This is a genomic window from Bacillus sp. FSL L8-0528, from assembly GCF_038593085.1.
Classification (GTDB): Bacteria; Bacillota; Bacilli; order Bacillales; family Bacillaceae; genus Bacillus; species Bacillus paralicheniformis.
The window spans coordinates 2,406,681-2,430,220 of record NZ_CP151961.1; the positions used below are offsets into that span (position 1 = coordinate 2,406,681).

The 23,540-nt window shown below is 46.2% G+C and carries 26 protein-coding genes and 1 riboswitch; of the genes, 4 read left to right on the top strand and 22 right to left on the bottom strand.

Translation table 11 applies throughout. The features are described 5' to 3' along the window. Positions 1-82: 82 nt before the first annotated feature. The 10 genes from ccsB to MHI30_RS12220 form a co-directional block, all read right to left on the bottom strand. Positions 83-1,258, bottom strand: a complete 1,176-nt coding sequence (ccsB, locus tag MHI30_RS12175) for a c-type cytochrome biogenesis protein CcsB (RefSeq protein WP_003183086.1) — start codon at positions 1,256-1,258, stop codon at positions 83-85. A 25-nt stretch (positions 1,259-1,283) separates the two neighbouring features. After that, the gene (locus MHI30_RS12180) at positions 1,284-2,912 is read right to left on the bottom strand and encodes a cytochrome c biogenesis protein ResB (RefSeq protein ID WP_075754384.1); all 1,629 of its coding nucleotides are present in this window, start codon (positions 2,910-2,912) and stop codon (positions 1,284-1,286) included. Further along, positions 2,912-3,448: a thiol-disulfide oxidoreductase ResA gene (locus MHI30_RS12185; RefSeq protein WP_142238635.1), complete on the bottom strand. Its 537-nt coding sequence runs from the start codon at positions 3,446-3,448 to the stop codon at positions 2,912-2,914. Before MHI30_RS12185 ends, MHI30_RS12180 begins: the two co-directional genes overlap by 1 nt. Before the next feature lie 84 nt (positions 3,449-3,532). Then, a complete protein-coding gene (gene rluB / locus MHI30_RS12190; RefSeq protein ID WP_075754119.1) occupies positions 3,533-4,267 on the bottom strand; it encodes a 23S rRNA pseudouridine(2605) synthase RluB in 735 nt (244 codons plus the stop codon). A gap of 158 nt (positions 4,268-4,425) precedes the next feature. Then, positions 4,426-4,962, bottom strand: a complete 537-nt coding sequence (locus MHI30_RS12195; RefSeq protein ID WP_023857485.1) for a spore maturation protein — start codon at positions 4,960-4,962, stop codon at positions 4,426-4,428. A 4-nt stretch (positions 4,963-4,966) separates the two neighbouring features. Next, positions 4,967-5,554: a nucleoside recognition domain-containing protein gene (locus MHI30_RS12200; RefSeq protein WP_020452005.1), complete on the bottom strand. Its 588-nt coding sequence runs from the start codon at positions 5,552-5,554 to the stop codon at positions 4,967-4,969. Continuing rightward, a complete protein-coding gene (locus MHI30_RS12205) occupies positions 5,542-6,696 on the bottom strand; it encodes a D-alanyl-D-alanine carboxypeptidase family protein (RefSeq protein WP_075754117.1) in 1,155 nt (384 codons plus the stop codon). The genes MHI30_RS12200 and MHI30_RS12205 overlap by 13 nt, the downstream gene beginning before the upstream one ends. A 153-nt stretch (positions 6,697-6,849) precedes the next feature. Then, complete coding sequence (locus MHI30_RS12210) at positions 6,850-7,341, bottom strand: YpuI family protein (RefSeq protein WP_075754115.1); 492 nt, start codon at positions 7,339-7,341, stop codon at positions 6,850-6,852. A gap of 114 nt (positions 7,342-7,455) precedes the next feature. Beyond that, the gene (gene scpB / locus MHI30_RS12215; RefSeq protein ID WP_023857488.1) at positions 7,456-8,049 is read right to left on the bottom strand and encodes an SMC-Scp complex subunit ScpB; all 594 of its coding nucleotides are present in this window, start codon (positions 8,047-8,049) and stop codon (positions 7,456-7,458) included. Next, positions 8,039-8,794, bottom strand: a complete 756-nt coding sequence (locus MHI30_RS12220; RefSeq protein ID WP_075754113.1) for a segregation/condensation protein A — start codon at positions 8,792-8,794, stop codon at positions 8,039-8,041. Before MHI30_RS12220 ends, scpB begins: the two co-directional genes overlap by 11 nt. 181 nt (positions 8,795-8,975) lie before the next feature. Here MHI30_RS12220 and MHI30_RS12225 point away from each other — a divergent pair, with 181 nt between their 5' ends. Continuing rightward, a complete protein-coding gene (locus MHI30_RS12225) occupies positions 8,976-9,071 on the top strand; it encodes a YjcZ family sporulation protein (protein WP_003183108.1) in 96 nt (31 codons plus the stop codon). A gap of 119 nt (positions 9,072-9,190) precedes the next feature. Continuing rightward, positions 9,191-9,712, top strand: coding sequence for a DUF309 domain-containing protein (locus tag MHI30_RS12230; protein WP_075754111.1), 522 nt, complete (start codon positions 9,191-9,193; stop codon positions 9,710-9,712). Positions 9,713-9,722: 10 nt separating this feature from the next. Here MHI30_RS12230 and MHI30_RS12235 read toward each other — a convergent pair whose 3' ends face one another. From MHI30_RS12235 to MHI30_RS12280, 10 genes are all read right to left on the bottom strand, one after another. Further along, positions 9,723-10,097 (bottom strand): GNAT family N-acetyltransferase, encoded by a 375-nt coding sequence (locus tag MHI30_RS12235; protein ID WP_020452011.1) that lies wholly within the window; start codon positions 10,095-10,097, stop codon positions 9,723-9,725. Between the two features lie 101 nt (positions 10,098-10,198). Beyond that, entirely contained in the window at positions 10,199-10,663 is a 465-nt protein-coding gene (gene ribE / locus MHI30_RS12240; protein WP_003183115.1) for a 6,7-dimethyl-8-ribityllumazine synthase, read from the bottom strand. A gap of 34 nt (positions 10,664-10,697) precedes the next feature. Then, positions 10,698-11,894 carry a bifunctional 3,4-dihydroxy-2-butanone-4-phosphate synthase/GTP cyclohydrolase II gene (locus MHI30_RS12245; protein WP_020452012.1) on the bottom strand — a complete coding sequence of 399 codons (1,197 nt, stop codon included), beginning with the start codon at positions 11,892-11,894 and terminating at the stop codon, positions 10,698-10,700. A gap of 21 nt (positions 11,895-11,915) precedes the next feature. Beyond that, on the bottom strand, positions 11,916-12,563 hold the full coding sequence (gene ribE / locus MHI30_RS12250) for a riboflavin synthase (RefSeq protein WP_048350677.1): 648 nt from the start codon (positions 12,561-12,563) through the stop codon (positions 11,916-11,918). Between the two features lie 11 nt (positions 12,564-12,574). After that, positions 12,575-13,663 carry a bifunctional diaminohydroxyphosphoribosylaminopyrimidine deaminase/5-amino-6-(5-phosphoribosylamino)uracil reductase RibD gene (ribD, locus tag MHI30_RS12255; protein ID WP_075754109.1) on the bottom strand — a complete coding sequence of 363 codons (1,089 nt, stop codon included), beginning with the start codon at positions 13,661-13,663 and terminating at the stop codon, positions 12,575-12,577. A 109-nt stretch (positions 13,664-13,772) separates the two neighbouring features. Further along, positions 13,773-13,923, bottom strand: a riboswitch (FMN riboswitch). A gap of 102 nt (positions 13,924-14,025) precedes the next feature. After that, on the bottom strand, positions 14,026-14,370 hold the full coding sequence (locus MHI30_RS12260; protein ID WP_020452015.1) for a hypothetical protein: 345 nt from the start codon (positions 14,368-14,370) through the stop codon (positions 14,026-14,028). A 262-nt stretch (positions 14,371-14,632) separates the two neighbouring features. Continuing rightward, positions 14,633-16,822: an RNA ligase gene (locus tag MHI30_RS12265; RefSeq protein WP_075754107.1), complete on the bottom strand. Its 2,190-nt coding sequence runs from the start codon at positions 16,820-16,822 to the stop codon at positions 14,633-14,635. Between the two features lie 225 nt (positions 16,823-17,047). Beyond that, positions 17,048-17,389, bottom strand: coding sequence for a hypothetical protein (locus MHI30_RS12270; protein WP_075754105.1), 342 nt, complete (start codon positions 17,387-17,389; stop codon positions 17,048-17,050). Beyond that, on the bottom strand, positions 17,379-18,509 hold the full coding sequence (locus MHI30_RS12275; protein WP_075754104.1) for a Rap family tetratricopeptide repeat protein: 1,131 nt from the start codon (positions 18,507-18,509) through the stop codon (positions 17,379-17,381). The genes MHI30_RS12270 and MHI30_RS12275 overlap by 11 nt, the downstream gene beginning before the upstream one ends. Positions 18,510-18,740: 231 nt before the next feature. Then, a complete protein-coding gene (locus MHI30_RS12280; RefSeq protein ID WP_075754102.1) occupies positions 18,741-19,178 on the bottom strand; it encodes a peptidylprolyl isomerase in 438 nt (145 codons plus the stop codon). 336 nt (positions 19,179-19,514) lie between these two features. On the opposite strand from MHI30_RS12280, the gene MHI30_RS12285 reads away from it, so the two are divergent. Further along, entirely contained in the window at positions 19,515-20,411 is an 897-nt protein-coding gene (locus tag MHI30_RS12285; protein ID WP_020452020.1) for a DUF1002 domain-containing protein, read from the top strand. Here the strand turns inward: MHI30_RS12285 and MHI30_RS12290 are convergent. Both MHI30_RS12290 and lysA read right to left on the bottom strand, forming a co-directional pair. Further along, the gene (locus MHI30_RS12290; protein ID WP_075754100.1) at positions 20,394-21,269 is read right to left on the bottom strand and encodes a poly-gamma-glutamate hydrolase family protein; all 876 of its coding nucleotides are present in this window, start codon (positions 21,267-21,269) and stop codon (positions 20,394-20,396) included. The two genes, MHI30_RS12285 and MHI30_RS12290, sit on opposite strands and share 18 nt — an antisense overlap. 238 nt (positions 21,270-21,507) lie before the next feature. Continuing rightward, the gene (gene lysA, locus MHI30_RS12295; protein ID WP_003183141.1) at positions 21,508-22,827 is read right to left on the bottom strand and encodes a diaminopimelate decarboxylase; all 1,320 of its coding nucleotides are present in this window, start codon (positions 22,825-22,827) and stop codon (positions 21,508-21,510) included. 363 nt (positions 22,828-23,190) lie between these two features. On the opposite strand from lysA, the gene MHI30_RS12300 reads away from it, so the two are divergent. Beyond that, positions 23,191-23,520, top strand: a complete 330-nt coding sequence (locus MHI30_RS12300; protein ID WP_003183143.1) for a hypothetical protein — start codon at positions 23,191-23,193, stop codon at positions 23,518-23,520. Positions 23,521-23,540 lie beyond the last annotated feature (20 nt).

The window sequence follows — 23,540 nt, forward strand, 5'->3', positions numbered from 1 at the left end:
GCCAAGAATGCCTTTCCTCAATTTAAAACAAAAAGCTGCGGAAGGCCCGGTGAAAAGCCCGGACCTTCCTGCACCGCACGGATCATGCATAAGAGTGAAGCCCGGCGATGACAAGGTTTACAAAAATAAGATTAAACATAATAATGGCAAAACCGATGACGGCGAGCCACGCCGATTTTTCGCCGTGCCAGCCTCTCGAAAGCCTGAGATGCAGATAAGCTGCATAAAACAAAAATGTAATCAGCGCCCAGACTTCTTTCGGATCCCAGCCCCAGAATCTGCTCCACGCCAGCTGTGCCCATATCATCGCGAAAATAAGCGCGCCAAGCGTAAAAACCGGAAAGCCGATCGAAACGGAGCGATAGCCGATTTCATCGACAAGGTCAAGGTTCACATTTTTCACGAGCGGCTGAAGAAGCTGACTGATGCGTTTTCTGATGATCAGCCTGATGACACCGTAAAGCAAGGCGCCGGTTCCAAACGACCAGAGAACGGTATTCAGCTTCCGGCCTGAAAAAATGGGCGGCACATTGACAAGCGGCTCCATTCTCTCCTCCGTTAAAAGTTCTCCTTTATTCGGGCCGATAAGAGCGGGAAGCTCGTAAATCATGACGTCTTCCTGGTTGTCTTTATCAATCCACTTAAACTGCGCCTCATAGCCCCCAATGCGGAATGAGGTCGTCACAAGGATAAACGCGAGCGTTGTCACAAGCATAAACATGACACATTCGAGCCAGAACGTTTTTTTGCCCGGCTTTGAATGATCCACATGCTTGAGCAGAAAGATCACGCCGGCGACAAAGCTGATGGCGAGAATCGCCTGCCCGAGGGCTGCAGTCGTGACATGAATATACAGCCAGTTGCTTTGAAGCGACGGAATCAGCGGTGTGATATCGGTCGGAAACATGCTGGCATATGCGATCAAAAGCAGGACAACGGGAAGCGTAAACAGTCCCAATGCGGACAGCTTGTAAATAAAGTAGATGATGATGAACGCCAGGACGAGCATCATGCTGAAAGCAGTTGTAAATTCAAAGAGATTGCTGACCGGCGCGTGTCCGGAAACGATCCATCTCGCAATAAAATATCCAAACTGGCATACAAATCCGATGATCGTGATCAACACTGCGATCGATGCCCAGCGGTTCTTCTTCTTCCGGTCTGAAGCCTTGCTCCTGATGGAGCCGCCAAAAAAGAAGACCGCTGAGAGATACAAGAGAAATGCCGCGTACAATAAATTGCCGCTTAACTCTGCCATGAAAACCCCTCCCTATGCTGGCCGTTTATTTTTTTTCCTTTGACAGTTCTTTTTGATCGGCCGGTTCGGATATCCCCGTATCCGCGAGCGCGGCCTTCAAGTCCTGCTTCAGCCCGTACCAGTTTTTGTTCGTATGTCCGGCGACGAGCACATGCCCGTCCAGCGTTCTGAGCCAGATCCTTCTATGGTGCCAGTACATCCCCTGAATGACGCCGATCATAAAGATGGCACCGCCGACAATGAGCACCCACAAAGTCAAATCTTTTCTAATTGTGAGGCCTGAGAGATTCTTCGTTTCGACATGGTCAAACTTCATTTTGTATTTATTGTCGTCAGAACCTTCGATTGTTTCCTGAATCGCCACGAAACTTTTTTCTCCTTTAGGCTTATCCGGTGCGGTGATCTGGAATACAAATGCCGGATTGTTCGGATTCCTCGTTTTCGTGCTCGGTTCCCCGTCTTTGTTAAAATAAAAGTCCGGCAGGTAGCTTGCTATATGAACTTTGTAACCGTTACCAAGATCATATTCCGGTTTCGGCTCCAAGAGGTCGATTGCCACTTTGCCGAAGGATTTCCCGCTGTCTTTTTCAATCAGCTGAAACACCATTTTGTCGAGCTCGCCTTCCTTGTATGTCAGCTGATAGAGTGCATATGAACCGAATTTCAACGGGTCATTGACCTTGATCTTGCCGTTTTTCACTTTCTTCAATTCAGGCGCTTCGCCCGGCAGGCTGTCATTTTTTCTTTCATACAGTTCAACATCGGTTTGATATGTTTTTGCGACAGTACCGTCACCCGCTTTAGTAATCGCCTCTGAAAATACTTCTTTTTCTTTTTCACTGTCGTACATTTCTTTTGTAAACCGGTTGTTTTTCAAGTAGTAATGGCCGTCAGTTCCCGGGATGGGCACGGTCTCCCCTTCCCTGATCCAAAGGGTTTCGTCGACATACATGCCCGGAACAAATCTGAGCATGACACCGATGAGGAATATGATCAGCCCGATATGGTTCACATATGGGCCCCACCTTGAAAAACGGCCTTTTTCCGCAAACAGGTTTCCGTTTTCTTCCTTGACGCGGTATCGTTTTTTCTTCAGTTTACCGACGATTTGTGATCTTGTGTCTTCAGACATGTCCGCTTCCGTCCGGCTGAAAAGGCGCTGCCTCTCCATAAAGTTCGGATTTCGCGTGACGCCCTGATTTTTCAGCGCCCTGTACAAAGGAACGACCCGGTCAAGGCTGCAGATCACAAGCGATATGCCGATTGAGGCAACCAGAATAATAAACCACCATGAACCGTAAAGATTGTGAAAACCGAGAGCATAATAGATTTGTCCGAGAAGCCCGTATTGTTCGCTGTAGTATGTATCAGCCTGCGCACCCGGCGGCAGGAACATTTCCTGCGGGAAAATCGTTCCAAAAGCAGATGCTGTCAGCGTAATGACGATCAGCCAGACGCCGACCTTTACAGACGAAAAGAAATTCCATATTTTATCTACGATTGTTTTGTTATATGTTTGAGAGCGTCTCGCACTTCCGTCATACCGCATGTCAAGGAGTTTGGCATCCTGTTTGACGAGCGGCTTTCCGCACGATTCACACAAAACGGTACCCGTCGGATTCACGTGGCCGCATTCGCATTTGATTTCTTTCATCATGACGATCCCTCTGGTTTGATCATATTCATATAATCATGGATCATCCGTTCTGTCATCGTGCCAGACACGACTTTGACAATCTCTCCGTCAGGGTTGATCAGAAACGTGGTCGGCAGCGGTGTGACATCGTATGCGTTCAGAACCTGCCTGTCTTTATCAAGCACAACCGGAAAATTGACGCCGTAGTCTTTCATAAAGTTTCGGACGGCAAGGTTTGATTCGCCGACATTGACGGCGACGATTTCAACCCCTTTATCCTTAAACACTTTATATTGATTCGCCATATAAGGAAATTCTCTTTTGCATGGTTCGCACCATGTTCCCCAAAAGTTTAAAAATACCCCTTTGCCTTTTAGCTCGTCCAGTTTGAGACGGTTGCCGTCAACATCCTCCAGCGAAAAATTGGGAGCTTTTTCCCCCACCGCCACACTCTCCGTCTTTTGAAACACGGCGCTGTACAGCGTGTAGCCAAGCGCCGCAAGCAGCACAAGGAGGATGCCTGTCCGAATGTAAAAACGCTTTTTTTTCATAATCCGCCCCCTCATTTAGACATTCAGTATCATTATATCATCTCATGACTGCCTGCCATTTGCCTTTTTTGAAGGTTGTGTGAAAATTTAAAAAGCAGCTTTACCGTGTTCGGCCAATGCCCTGAGCCTTTTCACTTCATGAGGCGTGAGCTCTCTTTTTTCCCCGGTTTTCAAGCCCGCCAGGTTCAAAAAAGCGTACTCTTCCCTTTTCAGCTTGAGCACTTCGTGCCCGATGGCTTCAAACATTCTCCTGACCTGGCGGTTTCGCCCCTCATGGATCGTGATTTGGACGATGCTTGTCTGCTTTTTCTTATCGAGTGACAAAAGCTTCACTTTTGCCGGAGCTGTCTTTCCTTCCTCAAGGCGTACGCCCCGCTCAAGTTTTTTTAAACTCTCCTTTAAAGGAATGCCTTTCAGCTTTGCCACATACGTTTTATTAATTTCGTATTTCGGGTGCATCAATTTATTGGCGAAGTCCCCGTCATTCGTTAACAATAAGAGGCCGCTCGTATCATAATCAAGCCTTCCGATCGGATAGATCCGCTCCTCCACCTCTGTGAAAAAGTCGGTCACAACTTTCCGGCCTTTGTCGTCTTTGACTGCTGATATAACCCCTCTCGGTTTATACAGGAGAAAATAAACGGGTTCTTCGCTTTCAAGCTGGACGCCGTTAACCTCAATCCGGTCGGAGCTTGATACTTTAACGCCGAGCTCTCTGACGGTTTTACCGTTGACCGTGACTTTCCCTTCTTTTATAAGTTCCTCCGCCTTCCGCCTCGATGCAATACCGGCGTGGGCGATTACTTTTTGAAGTCGTTCCATATCTTTCACCTCATGTATTATCTTACTTTTTTCCAGACCAACAAACAAGTTTGCGGGCGCCTTCTTCCTTAGGAAAGAAGCACTCCGCCCTTAAATGTATCCTTTCTCACGTCAAAAGTAAAACAGTTTTGGCAGAAAAGCAAAAAAGCGCCTGTTGATCAGGCGCTTCCAAACAGCAATGTTACAATAATCACAGACGCGATAATCCCCGCTAAATCAGCAAGCAGTCCCACTTTTAAAGCGTCCCCCATTTTCTTGATTCCGACCGCGCCGAAATAGACGGTCAAAACATACAGCGTCGTGTCTGTCGATCCCTGCATGACAGAGGCCAGCCGGCCGATGAACGAATCGGGTCCGTAAACTGCGATTAAATCGGTCGTCATGCCGAGCGCCGCCGTTCCCGAAATCGGCCGGATCAGAGCCAGCGGAACCACTTCCGTCGGAATTCCCACGGCGGAAAACACCGGCTTTAAAAGATTCATAAAAAAATCGAGCGCCCCTGAAGCCCGGAAAACCGTGATCGCTACAAGCATACCGACCAAATAAGGGATAATGGAAAACGCAATTTGGATTCCTTCCTTCCCTCCCTCAACAAACGCTTCATAAGTCGGAACTTTTTTGAATGTGCCATACAGCAGAATCGTGGCGATGATAAACGGGATAAGGGCCAGAGAAAGCCAATTGATGAATTCCAAATGCTCACCCCTTCTTTTTTCTTCTATAATAAAAGTATCGATCGATGAAGATCGCAAAGATTCCCGATATTAAAGTCGCCAAAATGGTCGGCCCGACGATGTCTGTCGGTGCCTTTGCATCATATGTCATCCTGACCGCGATGACGGTCGTCGGAATCAAGGTAATGCTTGACGTATTGACCGCCAGAAAAGTGATCATTGAGCGGCTCGCTTCCCTGCGGTTCCGGTTGAGCGCCTTCATCTGTTCCATCGCTTTAATGCCGAGCGGTGTCGCTGCATTGCCCAATCCGAAAAAGTTGGCCATTAAATTGGATAAAATATAACCCATCGCCGGATGATCCGGAGGGATCTCGGGAAACAGCTTTGAAATGAACGGCCGGCACAACCTGCTGAATTTTTCGAGAAGCCCGGACTGTTCAGCGATTTTCATCAGCCCCAGCCAAAAAACAAGGACGCTCATCAGGCCGATCGAAATCGTGACGGCTTCCTTCGAACCTTTAAATACGGCTTCATTGACTTCCTGAACCGTTCCGTTGAAAAGCGCAAACACCAGACCGATCACCGTTAACCCGACCCAGATTATATTGACCATGATGAACCGCCTGCCGCTTTTTGGAATACGGATTGAAAGGTCTCGAAAAACGATTTTTTCGGCTTTTTGTTGTGTTCGTTTTCATAATAGATCGGTACGCTTGCAATCGTTTTTCCGTTGAACATGACGTTCATTTCCCCGATGATGTCCGGGATTTCTTTTTTGTTTTTACGCCACGATTTTTTCGGTTTAAGAAGCTCGATATCAACCTTCACGTCTTCTTTTTCATCTTCGTTTAACAGATATGTGACATCCCGTTTAATAAAAGCTTTATTCCCGTAAAAAGAGTCTTTTAATTTCGGAACCTCGCCTTTTTTGGCGATGATATATGTTTTGTAGTGGCCGTATACATAGTTGAACATGTTCATATGATCATTCCAGTCGTCAGGGGCGTTGATGGTGACGGCGATCAAATCGGTTCCGTCTTTCGATGAAGTGGAGACGAGCGTGCGCTTCGCCAGCTTGGTATATCCCGTCTTTCCGCCTGTACTGTATTCGTAAAGTCCTGTTAAAAGCTTGTTTTTATTTCTCCAGATGCCTTGCATCGTTTCTGCCTTATAGCGCTTCGTTCCGGCGATTTTTTGGTACGTTTCGTTTGTCATCGCATATTTCGTCAAAAGCGCCATATCATAGGCCGAGGAATAGTGGTCAGGGTGGTCATCGAGTCCGTGCGGATTGCGGAACAGGGTGTTTTCCATGCCGAGGTCGGCCGCTTTTTGATTCATCATGTAGACAAACCCTTCCAGGCTTCCGCCCACATGCTCGGCAATCGCAACGGCTGCGTCATTTCCCGATCTCAGCATCAAACCGTAAACAAGGTCCTTCAGTTTCACCTTTTGCCCGCTCGTCAAATAGATCGATGATCCTTCCGTTCTGACCGCTCTGTCGCTGACCGTGACTGTTTCATCCAATTTGCCCGATTCCACGGCCAAAATGGCTGTCATAATCTTCGTAATGCTTGCAATGCGCCGTTTTTCATGCTCATCCTTCGCAAACAAAACCCGTCCGGATTGCCCGTCCATGACAATCGCGCTTCTTGCGCTGACATGAAGGGAAGGCTGTGCTTCAGCGATTTGGTATGAAGAGCATAAAAGAGAGCATATGATGATGGCTGCTGCAGCCTGTTTTAGAAAAAAGCGCATTTTTTCTCACGTCCTTGTGGTTGTTTGTACAAGTTTATGCGCTTGTCTTTCCGTTATGAACACCAATTGGATGATTCCCCGAGAAAAATCTCAAGCAACATAAAAACTCCCCCTTTCATGAAAGGGGGAGTTCCGGCTCACGGTTCATTTAAGCTATGATCTCGGCTGAACCATCTTCAGCCGATAGTCATTCGCATAGTATTCCAATTCTTCTCTCATCGATTGATATTCTGTTTCAAGCGAAGCCATCAAATTTTTTAATGAGGCCGGCGCTGGTTCGTGAAAGCAAATGGCGTTTTTTCCCGTGTAGGCCGCTCTGCTGTCTTCGTACCAAGTATCTTTTTTCGGTGTAAAAAATTCTTCTATGCATCGATGATAGATCTGATAGAGCGTCCTTTCGGCGGCAGCGTCCTGAAAAGGATTCTGCTGCAGCCTGATTCGGCAGGCCAGAAGCCCTTCTTCACAGTAAACCGCCAGCTTTCTCAAGTTGCTGAGGACATCGCGATAATAATCTCTGCTCCCGGGCTCTTCGGCTTCAAGGGATGAGAGCGTCGTTTCGTTTAAATAATCGCTCAGCGTCTGAACGGTCTGTGCTAAAAATTCGCCTGCCTGCTCGGTTTGGGCTCTTGCCATAGATTTTCCCATTGGTGTCGGCACCCTCTCCTCATCGCTTTGTTACAATCGTATTCTTTCATGCATGAAATTAAACATAAAAAATACGATAATATATATTATCATACTTCGGTCCTTAAGGTGAGTCTATTTTAAATCTTCGAACGTCTGGTTAAAGTTCTCAAAGAACAGATCGGCTTCTTCCTGAACCCCGTCTTCTTCTACATTTTCGGGCAGCGGCGGAAGCTCTTCAAGCGTTTTTAAGCCGAATTGTTCAAGGAATGTTTCGGTTGTACCGTACAAGATTGCCCTGCCCGGTCCGTCCGCCCGGCCTACTTCGCACAACAGCGCTTTTGCGACAAGGCTCTGGAGAATCCGTTCAGATTTGACCCCTCTGATCTCCTCGACTTCCGCTCTTGTAATCGGCTGCTTATATGAGACGATGGCCAAAACTTCGAGGGCAGCCTGAGAAAGCCCTTTTGAAGGGGCTTCAATCAGCTTTTTCAAATAGACGGCGAATTCTTTTTTGGTCGAAAGCATGTACGTATCTGCGTATTCGACAAGCTCGATGCCCCTGTCTTCTTTTTCATAGGTTTCTTTGACATCAAGCATAATATCCTGAAGCTCGGCTTCATCGATCTCCAAAACGGATAATAGCTGTTTTTTTGTCAGGCCCTCGTCGCCGGCGGCATACAAAAGCGCTTCGACAATGGCTTTCCAATTCACGATATCAAGCGTCATGAATCGCTTCACTCCCTGTTATGTAAATGTCTGAAAAGTTGTGTTCCTGTTCAATGATGATCAGCTGGTTTTTCATCAGCTCCAAAATCGCCAAAAACGTCACAACGAGATGCTCTTTCTGTTCGTACGGGAACAGTTCCATAAAATGCATCCTTTTACGGGACGATTTCAAACAATCGACGATTTGCGTCATTCGTTCTTCTATCGGTATTTCCTGTCTTGAAATTCTAGTTTCAGACGGCCGGCTGATTTTTTTGCGGTTCAACACCTTTTGAAATGCCCCGAGCATGTCGTAAACGGTGACGGACAGCTTTTGCTCGCTGAGTTTGATTTCCTTGGCATAGTCGCTCAAATCGCTCGGCGGCTTCGCGAATGCTTTTTGCCGCTCTTCCTCGCGCTCCTTCAAATTTTGCGCGGCACTTTTGTATTTTCTGTACTCTATTAATTTTTCAATCAATTCTTCTCTCGGGTCCTCTTCTTCCTCGAGAAACTCTTCGTCAAAGAGCTCCTCTTCCTGCTTTGGAAGGAGCATTCGGCTTTTAATGCTGAGAAGGGTCGCGGCCATCACCAAATATTCACTGGCCACGTCGAGCTCAAGTTCGCGCATCGTATGCACATATAATAAATACTGCTCGGTTATCTTCGCAACAGGTATGTCATAAATGTCTATTTCAAGGCGGTTGATTAAGTGCAGCAGCAGATCCAGTGGCCCTTCAAACGCCTCGATTTTCACCTGATATTCCATGTTCATTTCTCACCATTTTCAAAATCGCTTCTAAGCCGGCTAAAACTGGCTACCCTTTAGTATAAATTACGCGTCTGCATGAGTCCAATATAATTTAAGAAGCTTTGGCATTCGCCTATACGATTTGAGCGTATGCTGCATAGAATACTGTGTAAAATCTTAAACCTGAGGAGGGAACAACATGGGAGGTAAAGGCTTCGGCTACGGCGGAGGATTTGCTTTGATTGTCGTTCTGTTTATTTTGTTGATTATTGTAGGAGCGGCATGGATCTATTAACATAAAAATGAGAAGCGTCCTTTACCGGGCGCTTTTTTCATAGCCTGGATATATCAGCCGTTTTTCCTCCGTTCCGTTCTTATGATACACTTTAACGGAAACTTAAAGGAGGATGTCAGATGTATCCCCAAGCTTATATCGATTACCTGGCCGAATTCCACGGGTCAAGGGATTATTTTGAATGCCACGAAATTTTAGAAGACCATTGGAAAAAGGACAATCCCGGCGAGCGGAAATCATACTGGGTCGGGTTGATTCAGCTGGCAGTCGCACTCTATCATCAGCGGAGAAACAATTTTGCCGGCGCAGAGAGATTAATGGCGAACAGCATTCGCATCCTGGCGTCCGAAAAAGACGCAGTCGAATCGCTCGGATTGGATTACAGCCGCTTCATCAAGCTGTTAAGGAAGACGTACCAAAAAATCAAAGCCCATTCTCCTTATGAAAGCATCATGCTTCCGATCACAGATGAAGCTTTGATCAAAGCATGCCGGAAAAAATGTGAAAAAAGGTCGTATGAGTGGGGAGCAAACGATCCACCAGACGCCTTCATCATCGATAAACACCTGCTGAGAGACCGGACTGAAGTGATTGCCGAGAGGGAAAAACAAATCGAACGGCGAAAAAAGAGCAGAGGCTAGAAGCCTCTGCTCATTGGTTATATGTGATGTCTTCATTTTCGTGATCCTGACAGCGCTCAAAGAATCCTTTAGTTAATTCATTCGGAACCAGCGGTTTAGGTGCAAACATTTGCGAAATGGCCGACACCATTTTTTTGCCGATTCCTTGATGACGGTGAGACGGGTTTACACTGATATGCTTGATCTCGACTTCTTCTTCTCTTTTCTCTACTCCTACACAGCCGACAATATCCTCGCCTTCTTTCCATAGGAACAGCTGCCTTTCAGTGTCCGTTTCATAGTCTTTAATTGTCTGCTGAAGCTGCTTGACGTCCTTCTCATTCGGCATAAACGAAAGGAGCCCCATCGCAATCTTTTCGAATGACTTTTTATAACGAATTAACATAAATACCCCTCAATATATCAAAATGTGGATCTAACGAAGGCTAGTCGCTTCACATCACATTATAAACATTTTTATAACCTTTTTAAACTCTTTTTCGGTAATTATTGAAGCGACCGGGTCAGGTTCGCCATTTCAATCGCTGCCGCGGCAGCTTCTGCACCTTTATTTCCGGCTTTTGTTCCGGCGCGTTCTACCGCCTGCTCGATCGTGTCTGTCGTCAATACGCCGAAGATCACCGGAACGCCTGTTGACATGCTGCTCGCCGCAATCCCCTTTGCCGCTTCATTGCAGACATAGTCATAGTGGCTTGTCGCTCCTCTGATGACCGTGCCAAGTGTAATCACGGCGTCGTATTTTTTCGTTTCAGCCATTTTTTTGGCGATCAGCGGAATCTCGAATGCGCCGGGAACCCAGGCGACATCAATATCATCAGCTTTGACCCCATGTCTCAACAGCGTATCTTCTGCACCGCTTAGAAGTTTGCTTGTAATAAAATCGTTGAACCTTGACACAACGATCCCAATTTTCAAATCTGTTCCAATTACATGACCTTCTATTTTATTCATATGAATCCCGTCCTTTTTTGTGATTGATTTTAGTTTAAAAATGAAGCATATGCCCCAATTTTGATTTTTTCGTTTTTAAGTACTTTTCATTATCTTTTTTTGTCTCCATCTGCAGCGGCACCCTGTCTGCGATCGTCAGGCCGTAGCCTTCGAGACCGGCAATCTTTCGCGGATTGTTCGTCAGCAGCTTCATTTGTTTCACGCCGAGGTCTCTTAAGATTTGGGCGCCGATCCCGTAGTTGCGAAGATCCGGGAGAAAACCGAGCTTTTCGTTAGCCTGTACGGTGTCATATCCTTCTTCCTGCAGCTTGTAAGCTTTCAGTTTATTAATTAAGCCGATTCCTCTTCCTTCCTGTCTCAAATAAAGGAGCACGCCCCGGCCCGCTTGTTCGATTTGCGCGAGCGCGGCAGCAAGCTGCGGGCCGCAGTCGCAGCGGTAAGAGCCGAAAACATCGCCCGTCAGGCATTCTGAGTGTACGCGGACAAGGACAGGCTCGTCTCCGAAAGGTATATCGCCTTTGACGAGTGCTATATGTTCCTTGTCATCGATTTCGTTTGTATAGCCGTAAACCTTGAATGTGCCGAATTCGGAAGGCAGCGTAATCTTCACTTCTCGGTTGATCAGCGTTCCCTTGCTGTAGCGATATTCGATCAAATCTTTAATCGTAATCATTTTCAAGTCATGCTGGTCGGCTATTTTTTTGAGCTCGGGCACCCTTGCCATCGTGCCGTCTTCATTCATGATTTCGCAGATGACGCCGGCCGGCGCGGAACCGCATGCCTCCGCAAGGTCAACGGCCGCCTCCGTATGTCCGGCTCTTTTTAAAACGCCGCCTGTTTTCGCAATCAAGGGGAAAATGTGCCCCGGTCTTTTAAAATCACCCGGAAGCGCGTGATCATCAATCAGCGACATGACGGTCAACGACCGCTCCTGAGCGCTGATCCCCGTCTTTGTATCGCGGTGATCCACACTGACCGTAAATGCCGTGTGATGAGAATCGGTATTTTCGTCCACCATCGGATGGAGGTCAAGCCGTGAAGCGATCTCTTCATTAAGCGGCGCGCAGATCAAACCCCTTCCGTGCGAAGCCATAAAGTTGATCACTTCAGGTGTTGCGTATTCTGCCAGCGCAACGAAATCGCCTTCGTTTTCCCTGTCCTCGTCATCGACCACGATGATGACTTTTCCTTGCTTCAAATCGCGTATCGCTTCTTCAATTGTGTGAAACATAGGCGCTCAGCCTCCTTTCATTTAAAACCCGTTTTCTTTAAAAAATGATTCAGTCAATGGCTTTGCCTGTTTGTCTTGTTTTGCTTGGTGGAGAAACCGGTAAATGTATTTGCCGATCATATCGCACTCGATGTTGACGATGCTTCCGGGCTTTTTTTCCGAAAAAATCGTTTCATCCAATGTGTGCGGGATTAGCGAGACTGTTACTTGATCTTCCGTCAGTCCAAAAATGGTGAGGCTGACGCCGTCTACGGCGATCGAACCTTTTAACACAAGCATTTTGGCCAGTGAAGAGTCAAGTTTTAAATCATAGTATACGGCGTTAGCCGCTTTTTCTATGCGTACGATAGACGCGGTGCCGTCGACATGCCCCGACACCATATGCCCGCCGAAGCGGCCGTTTGCCGCCATCGCCCGTTCAAGATTGACGCGGCTTCCTTTTTTTAATGTGCCGAGTGATGTTGCTTTCAGCGTTTCAAGCATGACATCCGCCGTGAAACTGCCGGAACCGAACTCATTTACGGTCAGACAGACTCCGTTGACAGCAATGCTGTCGCCAAGCTTCACATCTTCGGTCACTTTGTTGGATTGGATGACTAAAGACATGGCGCTTCCCGCCTTTTTCATGTCCAAAATCGTTCCGACTTCTTCAATGATGCCTGTAAACATATGCCACCGCCTTATTCTTTTATCGGTTTTGCCGCCAGCTTTATATCCTGGCCGATTTTGGTAATGGTTGTGAAATGCAGTAAGGGGACATCTTTCATCGATTGAAAGCCTTCACCGGAGAGGATGCTGGGAGATTGCAGCCCTCCGATTAATTTAGGGGCAAGATAGAAGATCATTTGCTGATAGAGTCCTTCTTTGACGAAGCTTGCGTGAACCGTCGCGCCACCTTCGACAAAGACTGAAGCGATTCCTCGGTCTGCAAGGTGCAGAAGCACGTCGCGCACCGGAAGTTCATCCGCATCCAGCACGGTTACCTGTACACCTTCTTTTTCCAGGTTCCGAACCTTTTCGGGATCTGCCTTGGACGTCGTGTAAATCCAGGTTTCCGCTGCTTTATCCTGAATTACTTTTGACTGAAGCGGGATTGACAGCGTCGTATCGAGAACGACACGCACCGGCTGATTCACTGACCCGGGGAGACGGCATGTCAAACTCGGGTCGTCTGCTTTTATTGTGCCCGATCCAACTAAAATACTCTGGTGGTTTTTTCGGTATTGGTGAGCGTCCATCCGCGCTTCTTCAGAAGTAATCCATTTGCTGTCGCCTGTTGCGGTAGCGGTTTTGCCGTCAAGGCTGGCAGCTGCTTTTAATGTCACATACGGAAGGCCTGTCCGCATAAAATGCATGAACTTTTCGTTCAGCTCTTCCGCCTGTTCTTTGAGAACGCCTGTTTCGACCTCGATCCCGGCGCTTCTCAGCATCCCGATTCCTCTTCCGGAAACGAGCGGATTCGGATCTTCGGCTGCCACGACTACCCGCTTCAAACCGGAACGAATAATCAGTTCCGCGCAAGGAGGGGTTTTGCCGTAATGGCTGCACGGTTCAAGCGTCACATAAATGACGGCTCCTTCCGCATGGCGGCCTGCCATTTGAATGGCGTGCACTTCTGCATGCGCTTCACCGTATTTTAAATGAGCCCCCATCCCGACCACTTCACCGTCTTTGACGACAACGGCTCCGACAAGCGGATTGGCCCCTGTCTGACCTTCGCCCTGCTTCGCAAGCTCCAATGCAAGATTCATATAATGCGCATCTGTCATGAATTTCCCTCCCTTCTTCCAAAAAAATAACCCCGGATGTCGATCCGGGGGTTTGTTTTTGTGCATGAGAAATAAAACTATGCATCATCATTATTTTTCACATAGTCTCTTCATCCTTCTCCCATCCAGACTTTCACTGTCGGCTTCAGCTTCTCACTGAATCCACCGCTTTGCACGACGCACAGCGGGTCACGGGCTCTAAAGCTGTCTCTCGCTTTATTACCGCCGGTCGGGATTTTCACCCAGCCCCGAAGGATACAATCGATATTTACTTGTCCTTATGCGTAATTATAGCGGCCGCATATTAAAATTGCAATGAAAACTGCTTGCACAGAAAAACCCCTCTGAGAAACAGAGGGGTTTTAATCTGCCACCTTGACGACTTTGATTAATCCGTCGATTCTGTTGGCATTAGAGAAGTAGGCCTTTACTTTGTCTCCTTCTTTAATGTCGGACAGATCCTGGTTAAGATTTTTCGCATTGAAAATGATCTTCGTTCCGTTATCTGATACCCCGTGGTATTCAGTGCCGTCAATTTTGGTGATCTTATATTGATAAATGGTATAGTTCTTTTCCTCAGATGAGACGGTTTGGCTGAGCGCCGTTGAGACATCTTGAACGCTTCCGTTTTTTAAATAATAAAAGCCTCCGGCCAGTACGGCAGCCAAAACGAGCAGAACCGTGAGCTTGAATCTTATTTTCCCCATGATCAAAACCTCCAGAACACGTTCTGAACTATCCTATGTTTATTTCCTGTTAATGATGAAATAAAACATGTTCGATTCAGACGGAAAATATGTGGTTTTTAAGTATAACGCAAAATGAAGGGAAATCGTTTCATATTCAGACGAAATACTACTTATAACCTACGAATGTACATTCTGGTTTAGGGGTGTGTGTGAAAACAAGCTTTAAAATTGAGTCCAAATAACTATGTTTTGAGAAACCGTTTGTTCTGGTTTCTTCGCTTTAGGTTTCGCTGTAAAAGTCGTTTCGGATGGCAATAACAGACTGATTTTTAAGATACTCGCTGTCTTTCGTTTTGGCCCAGGCGAGAAACTTCACATGCTCGGAATGGAACAGAGCCTCGTGATGGGGCGAGCGAGCAGCAGCCGCTCCGAGTCTGTGCTTGATACCGCGCACGAACTTCCAATATTGATAGAAAGGCAGTTTTAATTTTGTCATAAATCCTGCCGAGTCTTCAATCACATATCCCTCCTCTTCAATCGACGGGTCATTTGACACAGACAGGTACCATTTATAAAAATCCGTCCACTGGTCAAAAGAAATGACTTTTTGCTTACATTCTACACGAAATGTCTCAGCAAAACAGAGGACATCTTCATACGGCAGCTTTTCATATTTCATCTGCCTTTTAACAATGTCGAGAAGGACAAGCTTATCCGATTTGTACTCGATAATGTGCGGATCTTTTTCTGGCAGCACGACTTCAAATACTAACGAAACATTGCGTTTTTTTACATATTCTCTTACATCCTCTATCTGAGATGCGTCAAACGTTTTGTGAAACAGCTCTTCCACCCATTTCGCATGGCCGTCTTTTTGTCCGCTTGCCGATGTATAAGATTTTGAGGTGAAGACGAGCTCATCGGTTTCAGAATTGTAGCCGACAGTTCCCAAAAATCCATTCGCCTTATCATAAACAGTGACCGGAAAGCGCAGCGTGTTAACGAGAACATGCATTTTCGTCGTCAGGCGCTCATCGATGTTGAAAAATTTGTTGTAGCTTCTGCTGACGATTTCCTTGGTGTTTCTGTTGATAAACAGCCCTCTTGCCTTCATGCTGACGCTGTCCCATTTTCTCTCCTGAAAAGCCTTCCTTGTAAAGTTAAAAGAGGAAATGCCGCCGGCTAATTTTTGCTCAGACACATAATCGTGTTCGTCCAAATGCTTTAGAAAATGGTCGACCGTCAGCTCCTCGTGTTCGTGATGAGAATCAAGCGAAGGAGCGGACGTTTTAAACACATCATTTTTTATCTCATGTGTTTGAATTCCCGACCGATCGATGGTGACAACCCTTAAATGCCCGCCGTGCTCCACCTGCCCTTCCAGGTTATATGATTTTGCGGCTGCATGCACTGGAAGCCGGAACATGTTTCTGTGCCCGTGGATTTGAATGATGTTCCGCCCTTCCATATTTTTCGTAAAGACATGGTCGATATCTGTCTCATATCCGCCGACACCGTTGATCAGCTGGCTGGTAGCCGTAAGCAGAAGGTTGTCAGGAAGCGCGGAAATGCCGCCGTGCGTGATGATGTAAGCATCTTCTCCATACGTGAAGTAAACAATTTGGTGGAAGCGCCTGGCCAGTTCCCTGATATCTTTTTTGTCAAAGCCTGCTTCGTCTAATTCCGGTTTTGTCTTCTTGTTAAATACGCTGCTTCTTGTCTCTTCATCATGCCCGTATTGCTTCAAGTATTTATCATGATTTCCTTCGAGCAAAATCACATTTTTACGATCTTTGATACTGAGCAGGAATTGAACAACTTTTGCGTTTTCTATTCCTCTATCAAGCATATCACCTGTGAAAATATATAACTCGTCATCTTCGAGTCTGCCTTTCAAATAAGAATCCAGCACCGTAAAACAGCCGTGCACATCCCCGATCACATGTATTTTTTTGTAGCTGTCGAGCCGCCTCGGCTTATACTGCATCACATCTTCAAATTCTTCCGGCTTGATGACCGTTGTCCAGGAAGGCGCCGGTTCGGTTAAAATCCGCTCGTGCATGGCGTGAACCACGCTGTCGGGCACCCGCTTATGCTCGGCCCTCTCCCGGTTTCTCAACAGAGCGGTCTCAAGCGGAATATCGGAAAAATCAACCACATACGCTCTGTAGCGATACTTTAAAACGAGAGCTTTATAGCTTGAAATCATGCTTGGTTTCGCATGGGTGGCATCAACGACGGTGAATTCCCCCCTTTCCATCCTTTCTTCAAGGAGGGTGAACAAAAGCTTCCATACCTTGCCGTCATTTTTTTGGGAAATGTCGTATTTCCCTTCCAAATTTAACACGGGTGACTGATGGATCAGCCTCAGCTGATCCGCAGACAGCGTATATTGATTCAATTGATGATCCCTGATCCAGGTTGATTTTCCGGTGCCAGGGCAGCCTCTAAGCAGTACTAAAGTCCTCATTATTGATCTCCTTATTCAGTTCTGATAAGTTTTATTATAAAAAAATTCAGCATTCCTTCCAAGAATATACGTCCTTATTTGCATTTTGTTTCAAAAAATAAACAAAAAAGATCCCCTAAAGGGGACTTTTTACGTGTCCTTAATGAAACTTCTCATCTATCCTCTTTTTATCGGACATGAAAAAAGCAGTGCTGATATAAACCAGCACTGCCCTTTGACGGAATATTATGTTACATTTCGTTCTCCGATATGAATCGGTGACGTTTTGACAGATGTTACGTTTCTCTCAGCAACATGTACCGGTACGGATGTTACATTTCTCTCAGCGATTTGCACCGGTGCGGACGTTACGTTTCTCTCAGCGATTTGCACCGGTGCGGACGTTACGTTTCTCTCAGCGATTTGCACCGGTGTAGACGTTACGTTTCTCTCAGCGATTTGCACCGGTGTGGACGTTACATTTCTCTCGGCGACTTTCATACCATCTGTTTGCGTCATCAGCACAGCACTTGCCAGAGAAAGTCCTGCTACTGAAGCAGCGGCGGTTAACAACAGTTTAGATTTCATACGACCAGTCCCCTTTTTTCATTTGTTTTCGAGCACTGAATACCGTTTGATAGAAATAAACAGAGTCGCTCAAGCGCCCAATTTCATTATAGTATTCAGCTGCTTCCAATGCCAAGTCCTCAATATCGGGATACATCTTTTTTGACCCGAGCAGCTGAAAAGTTTCCAGCATTTGAGCTCTTCCGTCATCATCAAGATACAAGGCTTTCAAAAAATGAAATTTTGATAGATAGATCGAATCGTCTGATCGCCGGGCGATGTCAATCCCTTTGTTTAACGCGTCATCCGCCTGTTCCAGGTGCTTCAGCTTGAAATATGCATGTGCAAGACTAAAAAACGCTTTTGGGAGAATATCTGATGACTCTTCTTGATAAATCGCAGCAGCTCTGTTGAAGTATTCAGCCGCCCGATTGAAATCCCCCATCTTATAATAGCAATTTCCCAAATTGTAATAGGTGTGTCCTTCCAATATGAGCTGGCCTTCTTGCTGTGAAAGCTTCAGCGCCTTTTTAAGATGCGAAAGCGCGTTTTCATTCGAATCCAAGTCGTCATAGTTCCCTGCGATGACGAACTCGCATTGGATTCTCCGAACCGTGTAAGTTTCATGCGCCTGGTAGGTTTCAATCGCTTGAAGCGCATAGTTCATCGACACGTGGCTCTGTTTCATATGATAAAACACTTCAGCCATTTTAAAATGAAACTCGGCTCTCTCTATTTCGTCCTCGACATGCAGCAGCTTTTTTTCGGCGCGCCTGTAAAAAGAGATCGCTTTAATAAAATCATGGTTTTTATATTCATACATCCCTCTAAAAAAGTTGAAATAATATTCAAGCAGGCCTGTCAGCTTTCCTTGTTCATCTTCGATATCTTTTAATATTTCAGAAAAGTCAGGCGGGGTTTCGCCTTCTTCCAATGGTTTTACGTAATCAAGCATGATTCTGTGTCTGAATTCCATTAAGGCGTAATACAATAATAAGTCTTGATCTTCTTCCATTTGAGAAATTTCGCGCTCAATTTCTGCCTTCAGCATTTCGGCGTCCGTGACATTGAATTTGCGTATCGCGTTATACCAGTCATTAATTTTTACGCCGACTGCAGTCGATGGGATTTTTACGCTCACCCCTTACGCCCCTTCCTTTTTTACAGATTGCGTTCTCTATCTAGCTCTTCACTTGAATATATTTTACATAAAGGGTCATTTTTTCACAATTATTTTATTTATTAGGATCGTCATTTCCTAGCAGAATGCGGTCTAAGAATCGGTCCCTGGTCCTATTGCATCTGGAAAATGAACACCGTTTCAGACAAAAAAAAACAGCCCGGCTTAGCGGGCTGTTTCTGCACTTTCTGATTATGCGTCAAATACTTCGACTTTTTCCATGCCTTGTCCCTGTTCCATTGAAGTGACAGCATCAAAACCTGATGTGACTTTTCCAAAAACAGTGTGAACGCCGTTCAAGTGCGGCTGAGGCTCATGGACGATAAAGAATTGGCTGCCTCCAGTATCTTTTCCTGCGTGAGCCATTGAGAGAGAACCGGCTTCGTGTTTATGCGGATTCCCTTCTGTCTCGCATTTAATCGTATATCCAGGTCCGCCTGTTCCGGTGCCGTGCGGGCAGCCTCCCTGGCTGACGAAGCCCGGAATAACGCGGTGGAACTTCAATCCGTCATAGAACCCTTCGTTTGCAAGTTTTTCAAAGTTGGCGACAGTTCCCGGCGCCGCTTCCGGATATAGTTCAAACTCGATTTTTTTGCCGTTTGTCAGTTGTATGTATCCTTTTTTAGCCATCTTGATTCTCTCCTTTCATTTCACAAGGGTCATTATATCATATCGTAGAAGCACAGAGCCAATCAACCTGAAATAAACGGCGCTCTTGTATCGCTTTTGTAAAAGTTTTAAAAAAAGGTTGAATCGCCTGTGAAAATCATGAATGATAAAAGAGCGGTGTGATACGATACCCGGAGGGCATTTGACTTGAAAAGAAATGGATCTCTTTTTTTCTTTGAAACCTCTCTCATCTTTCATCCGTCTATATTTCGGAACGCATTATTTCCGTTCCGGCAGGCTTCTTTAAAAGTACAGCAATTCTGCCTGAAGCCTGCATTTTTAAGGAGGGCATTGAGCTTGAAAAAATCGATACTAGGAATCTTTACAGCATTGTGTCTGCTCATTTTCCCGCAGGTCAGCTTTGCTGACGCCGCAGTGGGTGATGTGATCGTCACGCTGGGGAAAGACTTGTCAAGCCAGGACAGACAAAAGGTATTAAAAGAAATGAATGCGCCTGAAAATGCGACCATCATCGAGGTGACAAATGATGAGGAGCATAAATATTTAGGGGATTATATACCGAAAGCACAAATCGGAACAAGAGCGATTTCTTCTTCTTCGATTACCGTAGCAAAAAAAGGCACCGGTTTGGAAGTGCAGACACACAATATCAGCAGAATTACGGATGAAATGTATTTAAACGCGCTGATGACAGCCGGTGTAAAAGACGCTAAAGTCTATATCACCGCACCATTTGAAGTATCAGGCACGGCCGCTTTGACCGGCTTAATGAAAGCCTATGAAACGACTTCGGGCGAAAAGATCTCCGAAGACGTGAAAAAAGTCGCGAATGAAGAGCTAGTCACCACTTCAGAGCTTGGCGAGAAAATCGGCAGTGAGAACGCATCGGCGCTGATGGCCAAAGTCAAGGAAGAAATCTCGAAAAACGGGGTTCCCGAATCAAAAGAGGAATTGGAGAAAACCATTGATTCGGCTGCTTCCGATCTGGGCGTGACGCTCACAGAGGATCAGAAAAAATCTCTCATGTCTTTATTTAATAACATGAAAAATATTAATATCGACTGGAACCAGGTTGGAGACCAGCTTGACAAAGCAAAGGATAAAATCACGAAATTCTTGGATTCTGAAGAAGGACAAAACTTTCTTCAAAAACTGATCGACTTCTTTGTGTCTCTGTGGAACGCCATCGTTTCCGTATTCACCGGCGGCGGCACCTCAGAGTCCAACGGTTAACACAACCGCCGAAACACCTCCTTTTTTCACTTGAAGGGGGTGTTTTATTTTTGCAGAGGGGAAATCCCCTCCGTCTTCTTCATAGTTTTCATGAATAAAATCTGTCAGCAGCTTTGTAAATCGGTAAAACGTTTCGTTTTGCGTCGCCGCCCTGTCTTTTAGTGTAAACCGGTCGAATAAAGATTTGCGGAAACCCGTGCTCATTTCAAGCTGAATGCTCAGCCCGGAAAGCGACTTGTTGGCGATGTTATTCGGATGGGTTCCGGCATACTTGTCATCTGTCGCCAGCATTTCAGCGGCAAACCCCGAGCGGTTCAGCTCATCAACCAATATTCTGATTTTAGCGCGGTCTGTGCCGCCTACTTTAATATCGCGGTCTTCACTGTAATAGCCGTGGAGCGACATGACATACTGGTGGCTTGCAGTAATTGCGAGCGCCGCTGGCTCGTCAAAACGCGTGCTTGTAATGTGAAGGTCCGTATTGCCTGATGATTTCAGCCCTTCAAACAAGTACAGGGAATAGTTTTTGGACACTTCATTGGCGATTTCGCTCGTTCCGGGTTCGATGCCGCCTCCATGGATGGCCATGATGAGCATCGGCACTCTTGCGTTCTTCTCCGTAATTCGGTAAGAAGCTGGATCTTCATTCCGCTCCAATTCTTCAAAGCTTGAATATTGATCGCCGGACTGTGTTGCGCCATGGGCCGCAGCAGAATATGGGAATGAGATCACAGCCGAAATCAATAAAATATTCACAAAAATGTTTATTGCTGTAAAACGATTTACTGTGTTACAATCAACACATTGCTTCAGGCACTGGAGCAATCGGTGGAGTAGGGATACTTTGGCCGGTTTCATCTACTCCGCCTCTAAATCCAACAAATCAGCAAATCTCATCCTTTTCACCCTGGTCATTGCCTTTATCATCTCCTTTGTAAATTTTTTGTTAAATTCACAATATTATATACAACTAGCCCGGTCGCTGTTCTATGCATGTCATGATCTTTTTAACAAAAAACACCTCCCGATCACCGGGAAGTGTTTTTCGTGCTTGAATTAAAAATGGAGACCCCCCTCTTAGGGAATCTCCATTTTTTTATTGTTTGACTTTCGATTTCAGCGGCAGATCCAGCTTGACGATATCCTCATACGTCTCTCTCTGAATGACGAGCTGCGCTTCCCCGTCCTCGACAAAGACGACGGCCGGGCGCGGAATGCGGTTGTAGTTGTTGGCCATGCTGTAGCCGTACGCACCGGTGCAGAAAACTGCGAGCACATCTCCGTCGCGAACTTCGGGGATTTCCAAATCCCAAATCAGCATATCTCCGCTTTCGCAGCATTTTCCTGCGATTGATGCGGTATCATGACAAGCATCGTTCATCCTGTTGGCGACGGCTGCTTCATATTTTGCCTCATAAAGCGCCGGCCTGATATTATCGCTCATGCCGCCGTCGATGGCTACATATTTGCGAATGCCCGGCACCTCTTTTTGAGAACCGATCGTGTACAGCGTAGTCCCCGCATCACCGACGAGAGACCGGCCTGGTTCGATCCAAATCTCAGGGATGTCAAAGCCGAAATGCTCGGCATTTGCTTTGACCGCCTCGATGATTTTTTCAACATAAACATCAGCTGCGAGCGGCTCGTCGTCTTTTGTATAGCGGATGCCGAAGCCCCCGCCAAGATTGAGCACTTCCGGAATGAAAGAGTAAGTCTCCCGCCATTCCGCAAGCTTCTCGAAAATCTTGTCTGCTGCAAGGACAAATCCTGCCGTATCAAAAATTTGCGAACCGATGTGGCAGTGCACGCCGAGGAGCTTAAACGCAGACGAGCGGAGGACTTGTTCGATGGCTTGTTCGACCTGTCCATTATGCAGATCAAAACCGAATTTGGAATCTTCCTGCCCCGTCGTAATATAATCGTGCGTGTGCGCTTCAACTCCCGGAGTGATTCTGAGCAAAACGTCTACAGTTTGTCCTGATCGCTTGCAAAGATCTTCTGTAATGGCGATCTCGTGAAAGTTATCGAGCACGATGCAGCCGATTTGATGCTCCAGCGCCATGGCTAGTTCTTCAGGGCTCTTATTGTTTCCGTGAAAATGAATCCGCTCAGCTGGGAACCCTGCTTTGATCGCAGTGAAAAGCTCTCCTCCCGATACCACATCCAGAGACAGCCCCTCTTGTTCGGCAAGCTGAATCATGGCAACCGATGAAAACGCCTTGCTTGCATACGCTACCTGCGCTTTTAAACCGGCTTCCTTGAATGCCTTCTGGAATTTTCGGGCGCGCTCTCTAATAAGCGCGACATCGTATACATAAAGAGGTGTTCCGTATCTTTCTGCCAATGATAGAACATCGACACCGCCGATTTCGAGGTGCCCTCTTTCATTTTGTCTGCTAGTACCGTGTAAAAACAATTGTCATTCCCTCTTTCTCTATCGACAAAGGTGCAAGGGGCGCTCCGGTTGCTGCCCGATGCATCTTCCGGCTTCATGATAGTGCGATTCTTATGTTGTATTATAACATTTCGTTTTAAAAACTAAACCACCATTTGTCCAAATTTTCTTGATTTATAAAGGAAATGATTCCCTAAACAACTAATCCATTCTATTGATTATAGAATAACAGAAAACAGCGCTTGATAGAAATAGGCATACACAACGTCCATTCAATAAAAAAAGAGCCGAAAAGCTGAGATTTTCGCCCATACAAATAGGCATTTACCTGAATATAATCTTAAAGATGAAAACCAAAAAACGAAGTGGGAAAGAGGTTATCATATGTATCCAAATCGTTATCCCTACACCCCCGCTCCCGGCTATGCACCTGAAGATGTATACGCCCCTTATCAGCCGGCTGCGCATTATGAACAGAGAATTTATGAGCCTTATGAAGGGCAGATTATTACAGCTCCGGCGAATACGAGATTTTGGCGGAGAGGAACTGAGGTTTTCCTTCATTCGTCAACGATTGACCCGTACGGCCGCGAAATGCTGTATGTCGTCTATCCGATCAGAAGACAGAACAACATCTGCAGCCTCCGGGCAGTCGCGATCTCTGCCAATGAATACAGAGGCATCGGTACTCAAAGACCGGAATTCGATTATTGAAAAAGAGGCTTTTCCCCGGG